Source organism: Exiguobacterium sp. PFWT01, assembly GCF_018255795.1.
Taxonomy (GTDB): domain Bacteria; phylum Bacillota; class Bacilli; order Exiguobacteriales; family Exiguobacteriaceae; genus Exiguobacterium.
This window is the reverse complement of the sequence record NZ_CP073755.1, coordinates 1,408,395-1,429,071: the sequence shown is the minus strand read 5'-3', so window position 1 is coordinate 1,429,071 and position 20,677 is coordinate 1,408,395. Positions and strand designations below refer to the sequence as shown.

At 49.5% G+C, this 20,677-nt stretch carries 22 protein-coding genes; 8 read left to right on the top strand and 14 right to left on the bottom strand.

Annotation, left to right across the window (positions count from 1 at the left end; genetic code table 11):
* The first annotated feature begins 16 nt into the window (after positions 1-16).
* The 3 genes from KD909_RS07410 (at position 17) to KD909_RS07400 (ending at position 1,404) form a co-directional block, all read left to right on the top strand.
* Positions 17-340: an ArsR/SmtB family transcription factor gene (locus KD909_RS07410; protein WP_012726307.1), complete on the top strand. Its 324-nt coding sequence runs from the start codon at positions 17-19 to the stop codon at positions 338-340.
* A gap of 87 nt (positions 341-427) precedes the next feature.
* Positions 428-1,252, top strand: coding sequence for an SDR family oxidoreductase (locus KD909_RS07405; protein ID WP_211782832.1), 825 nt, complete (start codon positions 428-430; stop codon positions 1,250-1,252).
* A gap of 14 nt (positions 1,253-1,266) precedes the next feature.
* Positions 1,267-1,404 carry a hypothetical protein gene (locus KD909_RS07400; RefSeq protein ID WP_211782831.1) on the top strand — a complete coding sequence of 46 codons (138 nt, stop codon included), beginning with the start codon at positions 1,267-1,269 and terminating at the stop codon, positions 1,402-1,404.
* Between the two features lie 37 nt (positions 1,405-1,441).
* Here KD909_RS07400 and KD909_RS07395 read toward each other — a convergent pair whose 3' ends face one another.
* Positions 1,442-2,278, bottom strand: a complete 837-nt coding sequence (locus tag KD909_RS07395) for an alpha/beta hydrolase (RefSeq protein ID WP_211782830.1) — start codon at positions 2,276-2,278, stop codon at positions 1,442-1,444.
* Between the two features lie 184 nt (positions 2,279-2,462).
* Here KD909_RS07395 and KD909_RS07390 point away from each other — a divergent pair, with 184 nt between their 5' ends.
* The gene (locus KD909_RS07390; RefSeq protein ID WP_211782829.1) at positions 2,463-3,221 is read left to right on the top strand and encodes a glucose 1-dehydrogenase; all 759 of its coding nucleotides are present in this window, start codon (positions 2,463-2,465) and stop codon (positions 3,219-3,221) included.
* Positions 3,222-3,237: 16 nt separating this feature from the next.
* On the opposite strand, the gene KD909_RS07385 is transcribed toward KD909_RS07390, so the two are convergent.
* Complete coding sequence (locus tag KD909_RS07385; protein WP_211782828.1) at positions 3,238-4,032, bottom strand: AraC family transcriptional regulator; 795 nt, start codon at positions 4,030-4,032, stop codon at positions 3,238-3,240.
* Positions 4,033-4,189: 157 nt separating this feature from the next.
* Positions 4,190-4,450: a DUF1294 domain-containing protein gene (locus KD909_RS07380; protein ID WP_012726315.1), complete on the bottom strand. Its 261-nt coding sequence runs from the start codon at positions 4,448-4,450 to the stop codon at positions 4,190-4,192.
* Between the two features lie 208 nt (positions 4,451-4,658).
* Here KD909_RS07380 and KD909_RS07375 point away from each other — a divergent pair, with 208 nt between their 5' ends.
* A complete protein-coding gene (locus tag KD909_RS07375) occupies positions 4,659-5,447 on the top strand; it encodes a LysM peptidoglycan-binding and 3D domain-containing protein (RefSeq protein WP_012726316.1) in 789 nt (262 codons plus the stop codon).
* A 46-nt stretch (positions 5,448-5,493) separates the two neighbouring features.
* On the opposite strand, the gene KD909_RS07370 is transcribed toward KD909_RS07375, so the two are convergent.
* Positions 5,494-6,714 carry a cation:proton antiporter gene (locus KD909_RS07370; RefSeq protein WP_211782827.1) on the bottom strand — a complete coding sequence of 407 codons (1,221 nt, stop codon included), beginning with the start codon at positions 6,712-6,714 and terminating at the stop codon, positions 5,494-5,496.
* Between the two features lie 109 nt (positions 6,715-6,823).
* On the opposite strand from KD909_RS07370, the gene cls reads away from it, so the two are divergent.
* Entirely contained in the window at positions 6,824-8,290 is a 1,467-nt protein-coding gene (gene cls, locus KD909_RS07365; RefSeq protein WP_211782826.1) for a cardiolipin synthase, read from the top strand.
* A gap of 43 nt (positions 8,291-8,333) precedes the next feature.
* Here cls and KD909_RS07360 read toward each other — a convergent pair whose 3' ends face one another.
* The 5 genes from KD909_RS07360 to KD909_RS07340 all read right to left on the bottom strand — a co-directional run bounded on the left by KD909_RS07360 (position 8,334) and on the right by KD909_RS07340 (position 12,914).
* The gene (locus tag KD909_RS07360) at positions 8,334-9,311 is read right to left on the bottom strand and encodes a hypothetical protein (protein WP_211782825.1); all 978 of its coding nucleotides are present in this window, start codon (positions 9,309-9,311) and stop codon (positions 8,334-8,336) included.
* Entirely contained in the window at positions 9,308-10,336 is a 1,029-nt protein-coding gene (locus KD909_RS07355) for a DUF58 domain-containing protein (RefSeq protein WP_012726320.1), read from the bottom strand. The genes KD909_RS07360 and KD909_RS07355 overlap by 4 nt, the downstream gene beginning before the upstream one ends.
* A 1-nt stretch (position 10,337) precedes the next feature.
* Positions 10,338-11,246, bottom strand: coding sequence for an AAA family ATPase (locus KD909_RS07350; RefSeq protein WP_211782824.1), 909 nt, complete (start codon positions 11,244-11,246; stop codon positions 10,338-10,340).
* Positions 11,247-11,359: 113 nt separating this feature from the next.
* Entirely contained in the window at positions 11,360-12,058 is a 699-nt protein-coding gene (locus KD909_RS07345) for an amino acid ABC transporter permease (RefSeq protein ID WP_031423690.1), read from the bottom strand.
* A 7-nt stretch (positions 12,059-12,065) separates the two neighbouring features.
* On the bottom strand, positions 12,066-12,914 hold the full coding sequence (locus tag KD909_RS07340; protein WP_211782823.1) for a transporter substrate-binding domain-containing protein: 849 nt from the start codon (positions 12,912-12,914) through the stop codon (positions 12,066-12,068).
* A gap of 207 nt (positions 12,915-13,121) precedes the next feature.
* Here KD909_RS07340 and KD909_RS07335 point away from each other — a divergent pair, with 207 nt between their 5' ends.
* The gene (locus tag KD909_RS07335; RefSeq protein ID WP_211782822.1) at positions 13,122-13,661 is read left to right on the top strand and encodes a GNAT family N-acetyltransferase; all 540 of its coding nucleotides are present in this window, start codon (positions 13,122-13,124) and stop codon (positions 13,659-13,661) included.
* Between the two features lie 126 nt (positions 13,662-13,787).
* On the opposite strand, the gene KD909_RS07330 is transcribed toward KD909_RS07335, so the two are convergent.
* Genes KD909_RS07330 through KD909_RS07320 form a run of 3 tightly spaced genes read right to left on the bottom strand, consistent with a single transcriptional unit; the run spans position 13,788 to position 15,598 of the window.
* Positions 13,788-14,240, bottom strand: a complete 453-nt coding sequence (locus KD909_RS07330) for a GNAT family N-acetyltransferase (protein WP_012726325.1) — start codon at positions 14,238-14,240, stop codon at positions 13,788-13,790.
* 15 nt (positions 14,241-14,255) lie between these two features.
* Positions 14,256-14,969, bottom strand: a complete 714-nt coding sequence (locus tag KD909_RS07325) for an MBL fold metallo-hydrolase (RefSeq protein ID WP_211782821.1) — start codon at positions 14,967-14,969, stop codon at positions 14,256-14,258.
* Positions 14,970-14,980: 11 nt separating this feature from the next.
* Positions 14,981-15,598: an NUDIX hydrolase gene (locus KD909_RS07320; RefSeq protein WP_211782820.1), complete on the bottom strand. Its 618-nt coding sequence runs from the start codon at positions 15,596-15,598 to the stop codon at positions 14,981-14,983.
* 124 nt (positions 15,599-15,722) lie between these two features.
* On the opposite strand from KD909_RS07320, the gene KD909_RS07315 reads away from it, so the two are divergent.
* Positions 15,723-16,235, top strand: coding sequence for a DinB family protein (locus tag KD909_RS07315; protein WP_211782819.1), 513 nt, complete (start codon positions 15,723-15,725; stop codon positions 16,233-16,235).
* A 32-nt stretch (positions 16,236-16,267) separates the two neighbouring features.
* Here KD909_RS07315 and parC read toward each other — a convergent pair whose 3' ends face one another.
* A complete protein-coding gene (parC, locus tag KD909_RS07310) occupies positions 16,268-18,673 on the bottom strand; it encodes a DNA topoisomerase IV subunit A (protein WP_211782818.1) in 2,406 nt (801 codons plus the stop codon).
* A 2-nt stretch (positions 18,674-18,675) separates the two neighbouring features.
* Complete coding sequence (gene parE, locus KD909_RS07305) at positions 18,676-20,643, bottom strand: DNA topoisomerase IV subunit B (RefSeq protein WP_211782817.1); 1,968 nt, start codon at positions 20,641-20,643, stop codon at positions 18,676-18,678.
* Between the last annotated feature and the right edge of the window lie 34 nt (positions 20,644-20,677).

Below are 20,677 nucleotides of genomic sequence, written 5' to 3'. Positions count from 1 at the left end.
AAACGGAGTGATGAATATGAAACGAACAGATGTTACACCCGAAGTATCGTTATCTTTATTTGAAGATGCGATTCCGTTGTTCCAAGTATTAGCCGACGTCAATCGTCAACGTATCATCGTCGAAATCGCTAAACATGAACGCTTGAACGTCAATCAGATTGATGAAAAGATTGAGTTGTCTCGACCAGCCATCTCACATCATCTCAAACTACTTCGACAAGCGGGCATCGTTTCATCGGAGAAAGTCGGGACAGAGAACTTTTATTTCCTGACACTTGAAGATGCGGTCGGACTGCTGAAGGCACTGACACGTGCGATTGAAGATGAATGTATCTTATAACCTTTCTTTTTGGAAACAGAGAGAAAGGCTTCTTTTTCACTAATGCGTTTAAAAGTTTAAACATATAAACATTAAAGGAGAATGAATATGAAGCAAAAACAAACCATCGTCATCACAGGAGCATCGAGCGGAATCGGTCGGGCAACGGTCGAACTGTTCAGCAAACGAGGCTGGCATGTCGCCGCGACGATGCGAAGACCTGAAGACCATCAAGAACTGTCTAACCTAAAAGGGGTGTCGCTCTATCAGCTAGATGTGACGAACGAGTCGAGTATCCGAGAGGCATTTGAACGAATCGTCTCGGATCATGGAACGATGGATGTGTTGTTGAATAATGCTGGATACGGAGCGGTCGGAATTTTCGAGGAAGCCTCTCCCGAACAGATTCAGCGGCAATTTGATACGAACGTATTCGGGGTCATGAATGTGATTCGGGCAGCACTCCCATACTTCCGCAAACAGCGGAGCGGACGAATTGTGACCGTCTCCTCCGTCGGTGGACAGATCACATTCCCAATCTATAGCTTGTATCACAGTTCAAAGTGGGCGATTGAAGGATTCATCGAATCGCTTCAGTTCGAGTTGGCACCGTTCAATATCGACATGAAATTGATTGAGCCGGGGCCGATTAAGACAGACTTTTACGGTCGTTCCCAAGAACTCGTCCGTGACCAACCGCTCGATGTATATGATGACTACACAGAAGTCGCACTCCATAACACAAATGCCGCCGGTGCGAACGCTGAAGGTCCAGACGTCGTCGCCAAGACGATTTGGCGAGCCGCGACCGAACGGAAGAAACGACTTCGTTATCCATCAGGTAAACAAGCGGGACTATTGATCGCGCTCAAGCGTTATCTCCCGAACCGTTTATTCTTCGCGATTGTCCGAGGCGTCGTTGAAAAGAAATAATGAATCATATCCTTATGTTGAAGCACTTTGACGGAGAAATGAGTATTTTGGACGTGAAAAAGCAATATCGGTTACAACTCAGTGAGCCGCTCCATCCCGAGCTTCACCACCAACTTCATGAATGGCTAAAGCGCCACGACTGGGTATCATGACGAACAAGACAGCGGAGAGGTTTCCGCTGTCTTGTTTTTATGTATGTAAGAACCGCTTAACGTTTTCCATCGAGAAATGACGACTCCACTGAACGAAGTGTCCACCTGATACAGCAATCAATTGTACAGAGGGGTGAAGGTGTCGTTCCGCTCGTTTGACATGATGGAGCGTTCGCTTCGCCTCCTTCAAATCAATCCCCGTGAAATCCGCATAATACAGGCGCGTCGGGACTTGGACGCGTCGTAACAAATCGTTAAAGTCCAGTCCATCATAACCAAACAACAAATGTAAGCCACCGGTCGAAAGACGGGCCGATTGCTCGACAGCAGAACGAATCGATGACGTCGGCACGACTCCGATTCGTCGACAGAATAGTTGGAACTGCTGTTCAGAAAACGTGGGGTCACTCTTGTTCACTTTCGTTTCAACCCAGTCCAAGAGGCGTCGTGGTGAGTGGTGATACAGTAGTCGTAAAAGCGGAAAGGTAAAGCCGAAGATGCCATATTCACGAAACGGAATCATGGCATTCGGCTTATGTCCTTGGTCGAGGAGAATCAAACGTCTGACCTGGTCTGGGTAATGGACCGCATACGCCAGGGCGATGGCACCCCCCATCGAATGTCCGATCAAACGAATGGACTCCAGTTGTCGTGAAGTTCGGTATGCTTCGATCCAATCTGCGAGTATTTTTGAGGTCGCATATGTATGTAGTCCCTCACTCTCACCAAAACCAGGTAAATCTAAGAGGTGGATTTCAAATGTTTTATGTAAGGCTTCGACAAACTGTAATCCTTGTGATCCAGTGAACCCCCCACCGGGAAGAAAAAGAACCGGTTCACCTCGACCATGGACGGTTGCATGGAATTGTCTCACGTCATCTCTCCTTTATTATGTAGAGTGGCTTCTATTCAAGTATAAAGATGATTGGAAATCAATTGAAGAAAAATCGCCATCTTTCTCACAATGCTCCTAAACAAATGTGGGTATAACATAGTGACAGGCAGATTACTGTCATCACACATCGTATACGTTCTGACCTTTAAAGGAGGAATGAGGAATGAAGCTTTCAGAGAAAACGGCAATTGTCACTGGCGCAGGTTCAGGCATGGGGCGTGCCATCGCCAAACTGTTTGCGCAGGAAGGCGCACGGGTCGTCGCCTTCGACTTGAATGAAGATGCTGTGCAGGCGGTAGTTGATGAAATCAAAGCAGCGGGTGGGGAAGCTCTTGGCATTGCTGGTAACGTGACAAATCAAACGGATATCGACAACCTCGTCGGTACGGCGAAAGACACGTTCGGGTCGGTCGACATTCTCGTCAATAATGCGGGAATCATGGACAACTTCCTGACGGTGGGCGAAGTGACGGATGAACTATGGGATAAAGTTCTTGGTGTCAATTTGACCGGACCGATGAAACTTTCACGTGCCGCCATCCAAGTGATGGAGAAGCAGAACCGTGGTGGCGTCATCATCAACAATGCGTCCGTTGGAGGACTGTTCGGTACTCGCGGTGGCGCGGCGTATGTCGCATCGAAACATGCGTTAATCGGATTGACGAAAAACATCGCGGCGACCCATGGCACGCTTGGCAAGATTCGGGCTAACGCCATCGCACCGGGTGGGGTGAATACGAATATCGGGTCAACGATCACGGCACCGAGTGAACTCGGGATGCGTGCCATTCAAGGTACGGGGGAAGCGCCGATGGGTGAGCCCGAACAAATCGCGAACGTCGCCCTCTTTTTAGCATCGGATGATTCGAGCTTCGTGAATGGTGATGTTTTGAAGGCAGATGGTGGGTGGACCGCAAGATAAAGGAAAAGAGCCGAAATTACTCGGCTCTTTTCCTTTGGTATTGTTTTCGATAGGCGAGCGGGGTGATCGAATGATGTGCTTTGAATGCCTGTACGAAGTGACTGACACTTGAGTAGCTCAGGCGATTGGCGATGTCAGCAACCGATTCAATCGAATCCATTAATAGAGTTGCGGCCCGGTCCATTCTTTTAACTTGGACATAAGCAAGTGGGGAAGTGTTCCCGAACGTTGTAAACAACCGACAACATTCACTGCGACTTACATTACCTGCAGTCGCGATTCGAGCTAACGTGGGCTTATCTTCTAGATGAGACTCGATGTAAGCGAGCATCAGACGAAGGCTCACCCGTTTGTTCTCATTCTTCATCACTTCACCCTCTTGCTGAATCCAATAGCGCCAGATGACCGTACACTGCAGTGTGGCATCCATCAATGCGAGCGATCCGTCCGCAGATAGATGTTGCACAGCGCGTTCAATCGTCTGAATGATCGATTGATTCACTCTTTCCTGCTTTAACATATGTATGGATTTTTTGGAAGTAAGATACGGTGTTACATATCGTTTCGCCAACTCGGGATGGAACAATTCGTCCGGATCAAACTCAAGAAGCCTCATCTGCGACGATTCTTCGATTTTCTCCACCATAACACTTTGTCCTCGTGCCAAGAGAACGGCCTCTCTTGGATGAAGGGTGATGCTTTCTCCGTTCACTCGAATCACGGACGTCCCAGACTTGCAAAAAAGAACAGTGAAGTGATCAGTCACCTTTAATGTCAATGATCCGTGACGAATCATCTCGATACTCTTCAAAAGAGCCATCCTCCTCGTTTAGGAAATTTCCCGACATTTCATTTCGATTGTTCACGGAGAAACACTTTGAATTGAGCATGAACTGGGACGAATCTGACATTTTTAATCATCGTTCATTAAAAGATACAATCGAGTTTCTTCTATATAAGATAAGAGTTTAAAAAATCAGCCAACCGGTAAACGCAGCATGCACGAGAATCGCGACAGGTACCCCAATCCGGAATTTCGGCTTCAATGTCTTATGTCGGAAGACACGCATCGCCACATAAGCACCGAACGCCCCACCAATCCATGCCATCGTCAGCAAAGTCCGCTCCGAAATACGCCAAGCTCCGACGCGAGACCGTCGTTTATCGACAAAATATGACACAAACGCTAGTAAATTAGTCACAATGTAATATAGCAGTAATAGTTCCAAAGACCAAAACCTCCTTATTTCTCTCCTTATTATATCTTAGAACGGCTCTAGAAAGCCGTTTTTATGGATTAAAACAATTTTCTGAATCCTCTCATCCTCATGAATTGTTCTGTAAATGAACTGATAACACTCTCATATCGTCCTGTAATCGCTGTGAAATATACAGGTGTTACAGTAAGGGGGCGTTAGAAAAGGGAGGAATATTCTTATGAAAAAACCACTATTGACACTAACGGCACTCGCTGGCCTTAGTTTAGGAGTCGCTGCTCCAGCTTCGGCAGCATCAACACACACAGTTCAGTCTGGAGATACACTCTATCGTATCGCCGTGAACAACAACGTCTCTGTAAATGATATCAAACAAGCGAACGGCTTAAACTCAAATATGATTTATCCGAACCAAGTCTTGAAACTTGGAAAGGCAGAAGCGAAATCACAAGCTTCTACTGCATCTAAAACGTATACAGTTAAATCAGGCGACACACTTTATCGTATCGCATTGAATCACGGGGTCTCTGTCAATCAATTGATGACTTGGAACGGTCTTGATTCAGATCTTATTTTCCCTGGACAAGAGTTCGCCGTGAAAGGTGCAGCCGCTGCATCTGTAGCGAATGATGCGAAGACAACAACACCGAAGACATCGACATCAGCACCAGTTACGAAAACTGCATCGTCTACAACGCAAACCCAAGCTCCGGCTTCAGGTCAGACAATGACAGTGGAAGCAACAGCTTATACACCATATTGTGCAGGATGTTCTGGTATCACAGCGACAGGAATCGACGTTCGTTCGAACCCGAACCAAAAAGTCATCGCGGTTGACCCTTCTGTCATTCCGCTCGGCTCTAAAGTATGGGTTGAAGGATACGGAGAAGCCATCGCAGGAGACACTGGTGGTGCCATCAAAGGAAATAAAATCGATATCTTGATGCCGACACAAGAGCAAGCACTTGCTTTCGGTCGCCAATCAATCACAATCAAAGTCTTGAACTAATTCAAGCTGATTAAAGACACTGCCATCGGGCGGTGTCTTTTTTTGTCTACGCCTTTTCCCATGGATTCTTCACTTTCGTCAGTCCGAGTCGCTTGGCAAGTGGTTTAATCGTCAGTCCATGCAGGGCGACAGACGTTACGACTAAACCGAGTGTGATCGGCAACATCCGCTCCGCATCTTCAATCCCGAGTTCGGAAATCTCTTGCGCAAAGAAACCGGTCACCGTCATCGCGACGATGCCTCGAGGGGCAATCCAGCTGATGAGCGCCCGCTCTTGCATCGATAACGGGGAACGGATGAGCGACGTCTGTACCGAGATCGGACGGACTAAAAATAAGATTCCGAGAATCGACAGGAGGAGTGGCCAGTCGAAGATGGCGAGCAAACTATCGCGCGTCAAGCTCGCGGTCAAAATGATAAACACGGTGGAAACGAGTAAGATAGAGATATTTTCTTTAAATTCACGAAGTTGTTTCAAAATGTGGAGATGTCCATGTTTGGAGTTCGCCATCGTCAATCCCATTGCCGTCACAGCCAATAGCCCAACTTCGCTCATGACCCATTCACTGATGGAGTAGACAAGAAGGACTCCGGAGAACGTCAACGTCGTCCGTAAATATTCTGGGACTTTCTCATTCCCGAATAAGCGAATCAATAGATGTCCGACGGCAATCCCAAAGGCGACGGCGACGATACAGGACCAAAAGAATGGCAAGTGGCTCGCGAGTCCATCGTTCTGATAGAAAATGAAGCCTACGCGGACGACGAATAATCCCATCAAGGCGCCAAGCGGATCGACGATGATTCCCTCCCATTTTAAGACTTTAGCCGGACGTGCTGACAAGTTGGCTTGCCTTAGTAACGGAATGATGACGGTCGGTCCGGTCACGACGAAGATGGCACCGAGCGTAAATGCCGGCAACCAATGAAAATCGCCAATCATGATGAGTAAAATCGAGGTCAAGATGAAGGACACGAACACCCCGACCGTGACAAGTCGAAAGATTGATTTCCGTAAATCATCAATCTCTCTGAATTCGAGACTGAGGCTTCCTTCGAACAGGATGAGCGCCACCGCGATGGAGATGAGCGGGCTATACAGCTCACCGAGTATCCGATCCGGCTCCAACCAACCGAAAATCGGTCCGACGAGAATCCCGGCAACCGTCATAATCAAGATGGCTGGGAAGTCAAAACGCCAAGCGAGTAACTGCGAAAGTGCACCGATGAGGACAAGTAAGCTGAAGCCGATCATCATGTCTTCCATAAGCTTCCCCCGTTTCTTCACTTCTTCATTAATGTATACCCAAATCATGAAAAACATTTGCTAAGATTGTCTGATTTCGGGTAAGAATTGAAGGAAAGGGAGGGATACGATGGAAGTGACTATCGGACTCATTATCGTCATATTGACATGGCTCATCTTACTGCTTAATCTCACGTTCGCCATCACGATCATCTTTTTTGAGAGGCGAGACATCGGAACGACATGGGCGTGGCTACTTGTCCTCTTCTTCTTACCGCTCATCGGCTTCTTCGTCTACATCTTCTTTGGTCGATTGATCAAATCTCAGAACTTTTATGAAGTAGAAGAAGAGAAACGTGAGGCGTACCATCATCATGTGGCGGAGCAGCTCGACCAATTGGACCAATCCACGGCACCGTTCAATCATCCACTTCTATTGAAACACCGACGACTCGCAAGACTGAACCTCGTGTCGACGAATGCGATGATGTCTTTCCACAACGACATTCGTGTCCTTCACGATGGAAAAGAGAAGTTCGACCAGCTGTTTCAAGACATCGAGCGCGCGACGAAAGAAGTGAACATTCAATATTACATCATCCAAAATGACGCCCTCGGTCAATCGTTAATTCGCTTATTAACGGAAAAGGCAAAACAAGGGTTACGTGTCCGACTCCTCTATGACGCGGTAGGATCGAGGGGGCTCAGGCACAAACATTTCAAGGACCTGCTGGCCCACGGCGGGGAAGTCAAATCATTTTTCCCATCTAAACTCGGCATCAACTTCCGCGTCAACAATCGAAATCACCGAAAGCTCTGTATCATCGACGGTGATCTTGGCTATATCGGCGGCTTCAACGTCGGGGATGAGTATCTCGGAAAGGATGAGCATTTCGGTTATTGGCGAGATGTTCACTTACGAATCTCCGGCGACGCCGTCAAGGAATTATTAGAACGATTCATCCTGGATTGGAATCGCTCTGTCCCGACACGAACGAAGGCACAGAAAGACGACTTTGTTTGGCCGATCGAAGGGATTGCTCGTCATGCGTCCCCGGTTCAAATCGTGACATCGGGTCCAAACTCGTCGACAGAACATTTAAAAAATATGCTCGTCAAAATGATCACGCAGTCAAAAGAATGTATTTACATTCAGACACCGTATTTCATACCGGATGCAAGTTTCCTCGATGCCTGTCGGATCGCCCTGATGGCGGGCACCAAGATCAAACTGATGATTCCGAACAAGCCCGACCATATGTTTGTCTACTGGGCGACCTATGCGAACGCGGCAGAGCTCGTGCGCTACGGGGCGGAAGTGTTCACGTATGAGGAAGGTTTCCTTCATGCGAAGACGCTCGTCATCGACGGAGAGGTCGCATCGATCGGGACGACGAACATCGACGCCCGAAGCTTCCGCCTCAACTTTGAAATCTCGGCGCTCGTCTTCGACCAAGACGTCGCAACGTCCGTCATCGATGCGTTCGAGCGAGACGAGGCACGTGCCGAGCGGCTAACCCTTGAGCGATATGAATCGAGGACACGTTGGATCCGCTTCAAGGAGAGTGTGTCCCGCCTCCTCAGTCCGATTTTATAATGAAAAACATCCGGTCAGAAGAATCTCCTCTGCCGGATGTTTTTTAGCGTTTTTTCACTTGCTCGACGAGTCGTTCGAAGGAATCGCTGATTGCTTGTGGCGCTTCCTTGTCTCCATACTCTGCGGCCTCTAACCAATCTGCATAGAGCCTGTGGTCCGTGAACTCGATTCGCTGAAGCCAATCAGCCACCGTCTCCTCTCGAAGACGCGGGTGCTGCTGTTCCAACTTCCGTCCCGTCTCAAGGAGGCGAATCTGGCGAGGCGAGCGGACGATCCGCTTATCTGAAAGTGTCGGATGGTGAATACTCCTCGGAATCATCCCGTCTTCCTGGATGTCTTTTCGCTTCTGCAAGTAGAAGAACAATCCTACCCCAAGCAGCAGAATCATCACGAACACTCCGATGTAGAATAACGAGTTGTTCGATGCCGACTCGAGTAACGTCTCCTGTGCCACCGTCTCCGCATCGAGGTTCGGGTTGTCCGGAACGAGGAACCGGTTCACGCGATCGTTCGGGTCAAGCACGATGCCATCAAACCAGCTCCCAATCCACAGAAAGAACGGAGTGATCCAGGCGACGACATTGCCAAACAACAGCTCTTTGATTGTACGAATGACGAGGGAGACAGTCAGTCCGATGCCTAAGCCGACGGTCAACATCGTCACCATCCGCTTGTAATCGCGACGGTAATACAGGTTTCGTTGCCAAATCAAAAAGATGAACGGGAAGAGCACCATCGCGAGCGGTTGCGTTGCCGGTGGGAATAACCAGTCTGCCACCAAAAACAATACGCTCGCCATCGCATAACGGTCCGTCCAATCCAACGTCCGAATGAACGCATGAACGTATGTGAAAATCAACAACAAGATGCTCATTTCATAAGAGAAATAGAGGGCACCGACGCTCATGATCGTCTGTACAATCAGTTGTGTGTTCCGAGGGAGACGAAGTGTCAATAAGAAGAGCAACGGAAACACATGTCCGATGTAAAAGGCTGCGAATACCCACCACAACCATCTCATTGACCGTCACCTCCCAAGCGGAGAATCGATTGATTCCCACTATATTTGGCGACCTTTCGCTCAAACAAGGAGCGAGCGAGCGGAAAATCACTCTCGGACAGACAAGCGAATGTCGTCATGATCTTCCGGAAATGTACCTCGCCACTTCCCGGTTGAAGGTCATACGTGATTCCATCCTTCGTGAGCGTCGGGACAATCAGACCGTAACTCGCATTTTCTTTCTCGAAATCGCGACATAATGCGGCCGCTTGCGAGATGAGGCGCTCCATCTGATAGGTGAGGGCACGCCCATCCTTCGTCAACAAGTCGAGCACGATGACATATTCATTCGCTTGTACCGGTTGCTCGGTACGGGCCAGCAGTTCGCCCGTCTTCGCATAGGCAGACCAATATAGCTGTCGCATCGGTTGCCCGTGATACGGGGTGACCGACTGGAACGTCTCCGGGTCACGATAGGCACTATGACGGACCATCTCCTCACCAGGGAGAGTAGGGGGACGTTTCGGGATCGGATAGGGCGAAAACTCAGGGAAGACGTAGCCGATGCGCGGGAGTGAGTCCTCTTTATAGAGCGAGAACATGCGCAACGGATCCCGGATTTCCATCCCGATGGCTTCAAGGCGGATGGGACCACGCTTCTTCGCATGGAGTGGGATTGTGAAGTCCACGGTCGCATTCGTCTCGACAAAGTTCTCCTGACGCCAAAACGCATGTCCCTCTGATTCCACGGTCGGATGCAAATAGCCGGATAGGCGGACGACGCCAAGCGGTACTTTTGCCGTCGACACGAGCTTCAAGACATAGACGGCCTCGTCGTTCGGAAAGAGTTTCATCTCTTCTGTGAGGTCGACATGGATTTGTTCTGCCAATCGAAACATGAAAGATGGCATGACCAGTGCATAGAGACTGAAACCGATCAATAGACTCGCAATCAAGACGTTCCCATAAAGTGCCGTGAAGACGCCGACGACGAACAGGAGCCACATATAGCCGGACTCGAGATAGCGTGGGCTGACTAACTGCATCTTACACCTCTGAAGGGACCGGGATGGTCTCGAGTACAGATTTGATCAACTTTGACGGCTTCGTCTTCAGCGACGCTTCGATTGTCAAGACGATTCGATGCCCTAAAATCGGAAGTGCGAGTGCCCGAATATCTTCCGGTGAGACATAGTCCCGTCCTTCCATATAGGCATGAGCCCGAGCCGCCATCGTATACGCGAGCGTCGCTCGTGGACTTGGTCCGACCTCGATGTCGCGATGGTGACGGAGCGATTCCATCAAATCCAGCAAGTAATCTTCCATCGCCTCGTGGAATCGGACATCTCGTACCTCTTGCTGCATCTTTAACAATTCGTCCTGTTGCAGAGAGAAGGATTCTGAAGCGAGATGCTCATTGCGAATCAGTCGTCGTTCGGAATCCCGTGAGAGGGGAGCAAGTGTCAATTTGAATAAGAACCGGTCCAATTGAGCCTGTGGGAGCGGGAACGTCCCTTGCCCGTCGAACGGGTTTTGTGTAGCAATCATAAAGAATGGTTCCGGTAACTTGAGCGACACTTCCCCGAGTGTCACTTGACGTTCCTGCATCGCCTCGAGCAACGCAGATTGTGTACGTGGTGTCGTCCGGTTGATCTCATCGACAAGTAGAATCGACGTGAAAATCGGACCCGTCCGGCGTTCGAACGCCCCGGTCGTCGGATTGAACAACTCCATTCCTAATATGTCACTCGGCAATGTATCCGGAGTACATTGTACACGCTGGAATGTCGCCGAGATAGAGCTTGCTAAACTACGGGCGAGTGTAGTTTTGCCTGTGCCGGGACGGTCCTCGAGTAAAACGTGACCTCCCGAGAGTAGCGCAATCGAAGCGAGCTTGATGGCTTTCGATTGACCAATGACTTGATCATTCAAATGTGAAACCCATGGATGGTTCATTCAAAATCCCCCTATATTTTTCTGATAATTAAGAAAATCATAGCATAATCGGTTCAGGAGATGTATCAAAAATCCAATTCACTAAAAAAGACCGACCGGCATAAGCCAGTCAGTCAACGTTTCGGAGTATCTAAATATCGTTCAAAATGACGTTCGAGCCATTCTTGGAAGAAGGACATGAACGTACAGATTGCCCAGTAAATCAACGCCACGACGATATACACTGTCATGTAGTCGAACTCCCGACCACCGACGATCTTGGCCTTGTTGAAAATCTCAGGTACCGTGATCATCGCGGCGAGCGAACTGGCTTTAATCAAATCGAGAAAAACGTTCGAGAGCGGCGGAAGGGCGATTCGAGTCGCCTGTGGTAAGACGACCCCCTTCAATGTTAGCCATTTCCCCATCCCGAGTGAACGAGCCGCCTCCACCTGTCCGTCATCGACCGCACGAATCGAGGAGCGAATGATTTCAGCGATATAGGCGGCGGAATTCAAACTGAATCCGAGAATGGCTGCCGTCAAAGCGGCGAACTCGATCCCGATGAACGGGAATCCTGAATAGAGGATGAACAGAATGATCAAGATAGGTACGCCACGCATGAACGAGATATAGAAAGTTGACGGGTATCGAAGGAGTCGTGTCGGAGACAACTTCCCGAGCGCCAACAAAAGACCGAGCAAGAGACCAAAAAACATACTGACGAACGAAATCCAAAGCGTATTCGGTAATCCACCCAATAGATAAGGAAATGATTGAATCGCCAGGTCTACGTCAAAGATGGCGTCCCATTTAATATCTGAGAACGTCATGCCGTCATTACTTCGTTTCGACGATTGTTGCGTCTACGTCTGGTTCTACCGAAACATCCGCGCCATTGTAGAATTGCTCAGATAGCTCCTTGACCGTACCATCTTCAAGCATCTCATCTAGTACACGGTCGATCTTCTCCTGGAGTTCGTCATTTTCTTTATCCATCAAGAAAGCGACTTCTTGTGGGTTATAGGCGATATCCGGGTGAATCGTGATATCAAACTCAGGGAAGAAGGCAAGGGCCAACGTTTGAAGGTAATAGTCATTCAAGATGACATCGGTCCGTCCTGTTGAAACGTCGCGCAAGTACTGATCGTTCGTCGCGTTGTCATAGATGACTTCTTCTGCACCATATTCTCGAGCCACGTCCATGAAGACAGTCGTCGCCTCACCAGCGGCTTTCTTACCTTTCAAGTCCTCGAGTGATTCGATTCCAGAGAGGTCGCTCTTGCGAACGATGGCCGTCCCATATGTGTATTTATACGGTTTTGAGAAGGCAAACTTCTCTTTACGGTCTTCTGTTACCGAGATATCATTCGCTGCCACGTCGATTTGACCGTTCTGTACACTCGTCAACATGTTGTCAAATGCCATTTCTTTGAATTCGATCTCGAGGTCAAGACGCTTGGCGACTTCTTTCATGAGTTCGACATCAAATCCTGTCAACGTGTCACTCTCTTCTTCACGGAAAGAAGCGGGGTAGAGGGTACCGGCTGTACCGACTGTCAATGTGCCTTCTTCTTGAATCTCTTCCCAGCGTGTCGTATCTGCTTGATTCGTGCTATCATCACCACAAGCGGCAAGTGGGATTGCTAAAAATAAAGTTGCTGCCAAACCTTTAGTCGTTCGTTTCACAAGAATTCCTCCTTAGATGGTTCATCTGTCTAAAAATAGCATGACTTCAGCGGTCAAGCAACTGTGAAGCATGTATTAAACAGGTGAAATTAAAATTTGAAACGTTTATTCATAAAGCGTTATCATTCCTATGAATGCTAAATTCACACGAATGATACAGAAGTAAAAATTAAGTGAGACAGAATCGATATTGAGGAGGCGGAGCGGATGAGTTTGATTCAAATCATAGCCTTAGATGAGGCGCATATTCATATTGTGAATGATGCAAATGATCCTTTTCCGATCATCGGACGAATCATGCCAAGTTATATGGATGGAAAATGGACATATGTCGAAGAATTAGATGAGAAAGTCAGAGAGATAACATTTCCGAACGATCGATTAGACTGGAAACAATATATTGAACATGACAGTCGCATCCTGTTTTTAGCGATAGATGCAGATGAATGTGTCGGGCAAATCCGACTCGTGAAGGATTGGAATCGATTTGCATACATTGAAAATATAGCGGTCCGTCAAACACATCGTAAGCGTGGGATCGGAAAACTGTTGCTTGAAACAGCCGAACAATGGGCAAAAGAAAAACGGCTGATCGGCTTATCGCTTGAAGCGCAGAACGATAACTTGATTGCATGTCGCTTTTATAGAAAAGAGGGATTTCAACTCGGAGGCGTCAACTCAATCAAACAATACGCGAATCCACAAATCGAGTTGACCTTGTACTGGTACAAGATTTTAAAGGAATAGGGAGCTTCAATGTCGAGCAATTTTTTGCTCTATTTTTTATTAGTTTACATAACATATATTATCAGTAAAAATAATATCTCATCTCATTATCTTAGTATACTTATGATAGTGAGATGAGATTTGAATTTAAGACGTATGCGTATACCGGATCAATGTGACGCCATGTTCTGGTTCGAATTCGGCACTCGGTTCAAATCCAAGTTTCGTATACAGACGCTTCGCCGGTCCGTTATGCTTGCCCGTATGCACGTAAATCAACTTTCCTTTGTGAATGCTCAATATGTGTTCGAGTAACGTCGTCGCCAGTCTCGCCCGAAAGTATGTCGGGTCGATACATAGTTTCGTGATTTCAACAGTTTTCTCAGATGCTTCCACCGTGACAAACCCAATCAACCGCTCCTCGATATATAAGCCATAACTCGTGCCTGGTAAGTTTTGAATGACATCAATCGTCTCATAGCGCGCTGGGATTTCGTCAAACCCGAGCAGTTCCGCTTCGACCGCATAAGCGTTACGTTGAATCTCGAGCATCTGTTGGGCTTGCTCAAATTGATGAATGGCAACTTCTTTCAGCTGCATGGTTCAACCCTCCCGTTAACGGATAAACTTTCTTGCTTGTTTCCGCTTCGCCCGTTTCAAAGCCAAATAGAGCCTGTGTGTCCCTTTGAGAGGCGGACCATGTCCGACGAATGTGAGGAGTGGTGACAGGTCCACTAGCCGCTCCGCGCTCTCGACAGCAACGGACCGATTCCACGTCGCGAGTCCTGGCAGTGGGAATAATGGCCGAACATCCCCCGCAACCGCTGTCCCTCCCTGAGTTTGGAAAGCGTCCCCTGCAAATAATACCCGATTTACCTCGTCATAGTACGCAATCGACCCTGGTGTATGACCCGCTGCATCGAGGACACGTAAACCGAATAACCGCTCACCAATATCTAGTACCGCATCCGGTGTAGAACGAATCGTCGGTAAAGAACCACGAATCTTGTTCTGCTCTTCTTCCTCTAGCGACCGATCTCCCGATAAGAGGCGGGCATCACGTCGGGAGATGAAGAGTTCAGCGAGCGGATGTTCTGCTTTGATGGCGTCTACCCCACCGATATGATCCCCATGAGCATGCGTTAACAATATCGCGAGGAGTGGCTTGTCGAGTTCGGCGATATACGACAGGATATCAGTCGCGTTCCGCTTCAGCGCCGTGTCGATCAAGACGAGTCCGAGCTCATGCTCAAACAGTTGAACGTTGATTGGCAGTACGGGAGCGTAAAAGGTCAGTTGATGGATATGTCCATATCGTCTCACTTTCATCATTGAGCCTCCTAGTCGAATAAAGTGGTCCAGTCTTCTTCTTGCCAATGTGCGTCAAAGCACATATGAATCTGTTCGATCGTATTGCGGGCAAGGGAGAGATCAGGTAAATCGTCTCGTTCAAAGAAACCGACGTCACTCGTCTCCACGCCGGCGCTCCCCTCCCCGTCACCAATCAGTGCACACTCGATGAAAAGTTTGTAATAATGCTCCGAGAGAGGCGGATGTGGATGTTCATGCATATCGAACAAGGCGAGCAACCGTACTGGAATCACATCCAGGCCAGCCTCTTCCTCTACTTCTTTGATGATATTCGAAGCAGGAGAGCGATTCACTTCACAGAAGCCACCGGGTAAGGTCCACAACCCATCTGACCGCTCCTTCACGAGCAGGATTCGATCATCTTTGAAGATGACGCCTCGCACATCAAGTTTCGGTGTCGGATAACCGTCCACATGAACGAGTTGTGAGATGGCCTCGTCCGATAAGTCCGAGTGCCGTTCATACATCTCTCTTGCGATTTCTTGTAACTCTTCGTACCGTTCTCGGTCATATTGATCACGCGTGAACGTCAGACCGGCCTGAGACAGCGCCTGAATTCGTTTCGCCCATGTCAGCCATTGAGACATATAGATCCCCCTATTTTTTGTCCTACATGTCTTTTTCGGCAAATCGATGCATTCTTCCTTTTCAGAACCCACATTCTCTGACATCAGTTTTCAATCACGTATACTAAAAGAAAATGGAGGTGAGATGTTGAGGATACGCTATGAATTAATTAGATTCAGAAAAGATCTCGCACGTTATACCATGTCCGACTTGCGATACAAGCATGCCCCGAGCATCTGGTCCATTGGCCAAATGTTTGACCATCTCATTTTGGTCGCAGAGGAGTATTTAGAAGAGGCCGACCGCTGCCTACGTGGTGAGGGTGAACTCGGTGGAGAGAAGACGTCTTTTGGAGAAAAGTTGTTCGAACGGGGAGACTTTCCACCGATAAAAATCGAGCTCCCACCTGAGATGAATCAACCACCGAACAATACTGACTCGAAAGATCGATTGCGAGAACGCATGACCATCTTAATCTCAAAGATGGATATGTTGGAATCCCGTTTGAACGATGCAGATGACAATCGAAAGACGCTTCACGGTGGGTTCGGCTGGCTGAATGCGAGAGAATGGTTCAACCTCATCGAGATGCACACGCGGCACCATCGACGACAACAACGCGATCTAGAGACGTGGCTACGACAAAAAGACCTGTGAACGGCGAATCAGCCAAATCACAGGTCTTTTGATTAATCGAGATACACGTCCTCGATTTCACCGAACGAGTCTTCGTCAAAGACGAACGAGCCGTTGGCATAGCGATCGAGTAGCGTAAGGGTTTTTGTCTTCACTTGTTTTGCTTTTTCTTTCCCGACGATATGAAGCGTCTCATCCCCATGTACTGGAACCACACGACGGATTTGGTGCGGTTTTGATTTGACCTCACGAATGAGCATCGTCCCCCGAAGGTTGCGGTTCGTACAGTCGAACTGGTCCTCGAGCTTCATCTTCTTGACCGCTCCCCGTTGTGTCACGAGAACGAACAACGGTGGCGTGAAGAAGGAGAAGGCATCGGCGACGAGGTCACCGTCTTTCAGGTTCATCGCCTTCACACCGGCTGCCCGCTGTCCGACGACAGGGACATCATCCTCTTTGAACCAGAGCCCGTATCCACGCTCTGAAACGAGGAACAACTGCCCTGGACCGTCACTGATCCCGGCGAAGACGACCTCGTCGTCACCTTTCAACTTCAAGGCCATGAGTGGTTTCGATTTCCGCTGCGCGTCATAGTCGCGTAACGGTGTACGTTTAACCATCCCGTCTTTCGTCACGAAGAGGCAATGGGCGTCCGTATCGAACGTCGAGACGACGTCTGCCGAGATGACCTGTTCCCCTTCAATCGGGACGAGGTTGGCGACGTGTTGTCCGGCATCCTTCCACTTCGATTCTGGAATCTGATGGATTGGGATGAGGAGGTAACTGCCCTTGTTCGTCCAAACGAGCAAGTGGTCCGTCGTCATGGCTTGAGTCGTGAGGAGTGGGCGATCCTTCTCTTTCATCTCTGGTAAGACGTCACTCGAGGCGCCATACGAGCGCATCGAGGCTCGTTTGACGTACCCGTCACGACTGACGAATACCATCGTCTCCTCGACAGCAATCATGACTTCCGTCTTCAGTTTCAATTCTTCGACTTCCGATTCGATCACCGAGCGACGGTCATCGCCAAACTCGTCACGTAGCGTCGTGAGCTCCTTCACGATCAACTTCCGTTTTGTCGCATCCACGTCGAGGATGTTTGAGAGGCGGGCAATCTCTTTTTGGAGCGCCTTTGCCTCTTTTTGTAACTCGACTATGTCCGTATTCGTGAGTCGATACAATTGGAGCATGACGACGGCTTCAGCTTGTCGTTCCGTGAATGAGAACCGCTCCATCAGTTTCTTCTTCGCGTCCGCCTTGTCTTTGGCGGAACGAATCAATTCGAGTGTCTCATCGAGGACCGAGATGGCTTGTTCCAAGGCATCGACGATTTCAGCGCGTTTCTTCGCCTGTTCAAGCTCAAACGTCGTCCGTCGTGTCACGACCTCTTCGACGTGTTTCAAATAGGCGTCGATGATCGAGATGATTCCCATCTGTTTCGGCGTCCGGTTCACGATGGAGACCATATTGTAGTTATAGGCGAGTTGTAGGTCCGTATGCTTCAAGAAGAAGTGAAGCACACCTTCCGCGTCCGCTTCTTTCTTCAATTCGATGACGACCCGAAGGCCCGTCCGATCCGTTTCGTCACGGACTTCTGCGACGCCTTCGACCTTTTTATCGAGGCGGAGCTCTTCCATCTTTTTGACGAGATTCGCCTTATTCACTTCATACGGAAGTTCTGTGATCGTGATCTGTTCACGGCCACCTTTTAATTGCTCAATCTCGGACTTCGCCCGGATGATGACCTTCCCTTTACCGGTCTCGAACGCCTTTAAGATACCGTCTTTGCCCATGACTGTCCCACCAGTAGGGAAATCAGGACCCGTGACGTACTCGAGTGCGTCTTTCGCCGTATCGACCTGGCCCTTCAAGCGTGCGATGGCGAGGTTGAGGACTTCCGTCAAGTTATGCGGTGGGATCTCCGTCGCATAACCGGCCGAAATCCCTGTCGTCCCGTTCATGAGAAGGTTCGGAAGGAGCGACGGCAAGACGAGCGGTTCTTCCGTAGAATCATCAAAGTTCGGTGTATAATCGACCGTATTCTTCGCAATCGACGTCAGCATGACACCGGCAATCTTCGAGAGACGGGCTTCCGTATAACGCATGGCCGCTGCTGGGTCACCGTCCATCGACCCATTGTTCCCATGCATATCGATGAGCGGATACCGGAGTTTCCAGTCTTGTGAGAGGCGTACCATCGCCTCATAGACGGACGAGTCACCGTGCGGGTGATAGTTCCCGATGACGTTCCCGACCGTCTTGGCGGACTTCCGGTAAGGCTTATCGTTCGTATTCCCCTCATGGTGCATCGCATATAGAATCCGGCGTTGTACGGGCTTAAGTCCGTCACGAGCGTCCGGTAAGGCACGGTCTTGGATGATATATTTTGAGTAACGCCCGAACCGGTCACCGACGACCTGTTCGAGAGATAGGTTTAAAATGTGTTGAATCGTCGACATCGTTACATCACTTCCTCAATCGCTTTAGTCACATGTTCATTGGCGATGATCGAATCATCTTCCTGGAGTCCGAAGGCGACGTTCTCCTCGATCCACTCACGGCGATGCGTGACGTTGTCACCCATCAAGACCGATACACGCTTGTCCGCGACAGCCGCGTCGTCCACCGTGACACGGATGAGCGTACGGGTATCCGGATTCATCGTCGTCTCCCATAATTGGTCCGCGTTCATCTCGCCGAGACCTTTGTAGCGTTGGAGGATATAGCCTTTCTTATACACTTTGACGAGCTTCTCGAGCGCCTCTTCGTCCCAGGCATAGTCGAACTGTTCGGACTTGCCTTTCCCTTTTGAGATGCGATAGAGCGGTGGCAAGGCGACGAACACACGGCCCGCCTCGACGAGCGGTCGCATATAACGGAAGAAGAAAGTGAGAAGGAGCACTTGGATATGCGCACCGTCCGTATCGGCATCCGTCATGATGATGATCTTGTCGAAGTTGCAGTCATCCAAGTCGAAATCATGACCGACCCCGGCACCGATCGCGTGGATGATCGTATTGATTTCTTCATTCTTCATGATGTCCTGAAGTTTCGACTTCTCTGAGTTGATGACCTTCCCGCGTAGTGGGAGGATGGCTTGGAACGTACGGTCGCGCCCTTGTTTGGCGGAACCACCGGCCGAATCACCCTCGACGAGGAACAGTTCGTTCTTGGCGGCATTCTTCGACGTCGCCGGCGTCAATTTCCCGTTCAAGATGCTCGAACGTTTCTTTTTCTTCCCGTTACGTGCCTCTTCACGGGCCTTTCGAGCCGCCTCGCGAGCCTGAGCCGCACGAATCGCCTTCTTGATGAGCATCGTGGCCATCTGTGGGTTCTCTTCTAAGAAGATCGTCAGTTGCTTCGCCATGACGCTATCGGCACTCGCACGCGCCTCCGGGGAACCGAGCTTCGATTTCGTCTGCCCCTCGAACTGGAGAAACTCCTCCGGAATCCGTACCGAGACGATGAGCGTGAGTCCTTCACGGACATCACCGCCGTCTAGGTTCTTATCCTTCTCTTTGAGCAGTCCGTTCTTACGGGCATACTCATTCATGATCCGGGTCATCGCCGTCTTGGCACCGACCTCGTGCGTCCCTCCATCGCGTGTCCGGACGTTGTTGACGAACGAGAGCACATTTTCGGAATAGGCATCCGTGAACTGAAACGCGAGTTCGATCTCGATCTCGTTCTCTGTCCCTTCGAAATAGACGATCGGATGAAGCGTCGCCTTGTCGTCGTTCAAATATTGGACGAACTCGGCGATCCCTTCCTCGTAATGGAACGTCTCTTGTTTCTCCGTACGCTCGTCCGTGAGCGTGATTGTCAATCCTTTTAAGAGGAAGGCCGATTCACGGAGGCGTTCGGCGAGCGTGTCATAGTTATATGTCGTCGTCGAGAAGATGGTCGCATCCGGTTTGAAATAGACGCTCGTGCCCGTCTGGCGTGTCTTGCCTGTCTCAATCAGTGTCGTTTGAGGCACGCCGCCATCCGCGAAAGTCTGTTCGAACACTTTGCCGTCACGATGAATCGTCACGACGACCTTGCTCGAGAGGGCGTTGACGACCGAGGCGCCGACGCCGTGAAGTCCACCAGACGTCTTATAGCCGCCTTGGCCGAACTTCCCGCCGGCGTGGAGGACCGTGAAGATGACTTCTGGGGTAGGCTTTCCAGAGGCGTGCATTCCTGTCGGCATCCCACGTCCGTGGTCACGGACCGTGATGGCATCATTCTTATGAATCGTCACATCGATTTGACCGCCGAATCCTGCGAGCGCCTCATCGATCGCGTTGTCGACGATCTCATAGACAAGATGGTGAAGTCCGCGATGGTCGGTTGACCCGATGTACATCCCCGGACGTTTCCGTACGGCCGTGAGTCCTTCGAGCACCTGGATGGCGTCTTCGTTGTAATTAAATAGATCTGTTGACATAGCAGTCACCTCAATTTCGAACACACGTTCGTTT

Coding starts and splice junctions, on each gene's coding strand:
- KD909_RS07315 (WP_211782819.1), top strand. CDS start 15,723: ATGTTGAGGATACGCTATGAATTAATTAGATTCAGAAAAGATCTCGCA.
- parC (WP_211782818.1), bottom strand. CDS start 18,673: ATGTCGACGATTCAACACATTTTAAACCTATCTCTCGAACAGGTCGTC.
- KD909_RS07345 (WP_031423690.1), bottom strand. CDS start 12,058: ATGACGTTCTCAGATATTAAATGGGACGCCATCTTTGACGTAGACCTG.
- KD909_RS07355 (WP_012726320.1), bottom strand. CDS start 10,336: ATGCAGTTAGTCAGCCCACGCTATCTCGAGTCCGGCTATATGTGGCTC.
- KD909_RS07335 (WP_211782822.1), top strand. CDS start 13,122: ATGAGTTTGATTCAAATCATAGCCTTAGATGAGGCGCATATTCATATT.
- KD909_RS07320 (WP_211782820.1), bottom strand. CDS start 15,598: ATGTCTCAATGGCTGACATGGGCGAAACGAATTCAGGCGCTGTCTCAG.
- KD909_RS07405 (WP_211782832.1), top strand. CDS start 428: ATGAAGCAAAAACAAACCATCGTCATCACAGGAGCATCGAGCGGAATC.
- KD909_RS07375 (WP_012726316.1), top strand. CDS start 4,659: ATGAAAAAACCACTATTGACACTAACGGCACTCGCTGGCCTTAGTTTA.
- KD909_RS07350 (WP_211782824.1), bottom strand. CDS start 11,246: ATGAACCATCCATGGGTTTCACATTTGAATGATCAAGTCATTGGTCAA.
- cls (WP_211782826.1), top strand. CDS start 6,824: ATGGAAGTGACTATCGGACTCATTATCGTCATATTGACATGGCTCATC.
- KD909_RS07330 (WP_012726325.1), bottom strand. CDS start 14,240: ATGCAGCTGAAAGAAGTTGCCATTCATCAATTTGAGCAAGCCCAACAG.
- KD909_RS07410 (WP_012726307.1), top strand. CDS start 17: ATGAAACGAACAGATGTTACACCCGAAGTATCGTTATCTTTATTTGAA.
- KD909_RS07370 (WP_211782827.1), bottom strand. CDS start 6,714: ATGGAAGACATGATGATCGGCTTCAGCTTACTTGTCCTCATCGGTGCA.
- KD909_RS07325 (WP_211782821.1), bottom strand. CDS start 14,969: ATGAAAGTGAGACGATATGGACATATCCATCAACTGACCTTTTACGCT.
- KD909_RS07360 (WP_211782825.1), bottom strand. CDS start 9,311: ATGAGATGGTTGTGGTGGGTATTCGCAGCCTTTTACATCGGACATGTG.
- KD909_RS07390 (WP_211782829.1), top strand. CDS start 2,463: ATGAAGCTTTCAGAGAAAACGGCAATTGTCACTGGCGCAGGTTCAGGC.
- parE (WP_211782817.1), bottom strand. CDS start 20,643: ATGTCAACAGATCTATTTAATTACAACGAAGACGCCATCCAGGTGCTC.
- KD909_RS07400 (WP_211782831.1), top strand. CDS start 1,267: ATGTTGAAGCACTTTGACGGAGAAATGAGTATTTTGGACGTGAAAAAG.